This window comes from Kitasatospora cheerisanensis KCTC 2395 (assembly GCF_000696185.1).
Taxonomy (GTDB): Bacteria; Actinomycetota; Actinomycetes; order Streptomycetales; family Streptomycetaceae; genus Kitasatospora; species Kitasatospora cheerisanensis.
This window is the reverse complement of sequence record NZ_KK853997.1, coordinates 7,927,273-7,928,655: the sequence shown is the minus strand read 5'-3', so window position 1 is coordinate 7,928,655 and position 1,383 is coordinate 7,927,273. Positions and strand designations below refer to the sequence as shown.

General features: G+C 73.7%; 2 protein-coding genes. One reads left to right on the top strand and one right to left on the bottom strand.

Annotated features, from left to right (window positions below):
* The coding region (locus tag KCH_RS35620; protein WP_167574246.1) for an AfsR/SARP family transcriptional regulator at positions 1-274 on the bottom strand (274 nt) is incomplete at its 3' end.
* 228 nt (positions 275-502) lie between these two features.
* Between KCH_RS35620 and KCH_RS35615 the strand changes: the two genes are divergently transcribed.
* Positions 503-1,381 carry an alpha/beta fold hydrolase gene (locus KCH_RS35615; protein ID WP_035870224.1) on the top strand — a complete coding sequence of 293 codons (879 nt, stop codon included), beginning with the start codon at positions 503-505 and terminating at the stop codon, positions 1,379-1,381.
* Positions 1,382-1,383: the final 2 nt, after the last annotated feature.

The window sequence follows — 1,383 nt, the reverse complement described above, 5'->3', positions numbered from 1 at the left end:
CCGGGCCCTCGGTGACGATCAGATGGGGCGGGGTGCGGGGCGGCCGGGCGGGTTCCAGGGCGCGGCGGAGTGCGGCGACGAAGGTGCGCAGGGCGCCGACGGCGCGGGCGGGCGGGTCGGTCCACAGGTCGTCGACGAGGGTGTCGGTGGCGACGGTGCGTCCTTCGGCGGTGACCAGCCGGGCGAGTACTTCGCGGTGGCGCGGTCCGCCGAGGTCGACGGGGGTGCCGTCGGGGTGCAGGGCGCGGACCGGGCCGAGCACTTCGATGCGCACTCCGTGGTCGGGGGCGGGGTGGTGGTGGCCGGTGGTGTCGGTGCGCATGTCCCCATCCTGCTGGGCGGGGGCGGGTGCGGGCGAACGGCACTGATCGCTTGCTGATCGGACCCCCGGGGCGGGCGCGGGGCGGGCTCGCGCGAGCGGCACTGATCGTTTGCTGATCGGGCTCGGGGAGGCTGGTCCGGTCAGCGTCTCCCTCCCCCGATCTGCAAGGACGGTTCTGTCATGACTCTCGCTTTCTCAGATTTCGAGCCCGTCCGGGTGCCGGTGGCGCCCGGTGTGGAGCTGTCCGCCGTGGTGGGCGGTTCGGGCAGTCCGGTGGTGTTGTTGCACGGTTTTCCGCAGACCCGGCTGATGTGGCGTCAGGTCGCGGAGCGGCTGGCCGGGGAGCACACGGTGATCTGCCCCGACCTGCGCGGTTACGGTGCGAGCGACAAGCCGGACGCGGTCGACGAGGAGGTGTACGCCAAGCGCACGATGGCCGCCGACGTGGTCGCGCTGGCGGGGGCGCTCGGTCACGAGCAGTTCGCGCTGGTGGGTCACGACCGGGGTGCGCTGGTGGCCTTCCGCGCCGGGTTGGACCACCCCGAGACGGTGACGCACCTCGGGATCCTGGACATCGTGCCGACGCTCGACATGTGGAACGTGCTGCAGGGCGTGTCGGCGGCGGTCGGCTACCACCTGTACCTGATGGCGCAGCCGCCGGGCCTGCCCGAGACGATGATCGCGAACAGTGCGGACGCGTTCTTCGGGTCCTTCCTGGACGCCTGGGCGGGCGATCCGGCCGCGATGCCGCCGGCGGTGCGGGCGGAGTACCTGCGGGCGAGTGCGGCGGCGGTGCCGTCGATCGTCGCGGACTACCGGGCGTCGGCGGGCGTCGACGTGGCGCACGACCGGGCGGATCTCGACGCCGGCACCCAGCTGGCCATGCCGGTCACGGTGGTCCAGCAGGACTGGGGTGCGCAGTTGGGCTACGACGCGGCCGGGGTCTGGCGCGCGTGGGCGCCGGACCTCGACCACCGGCTCACCCGTGCGGGGCACTTCATGGCCGAGGAGGCGCCGGACGAGGTGGCCGCGGCGATCCGGGAGCTGCTGGCGCGTTGACG

Coding starts and splice junctions, on each gene's coding strand:
- KCH_RS35615 (WP_035870224.1), top strand. CDS start 503: ATGACTCTCGCTTTCTCAGATTTCGAGCCCGTCCGGGTGCCGGTGGCG.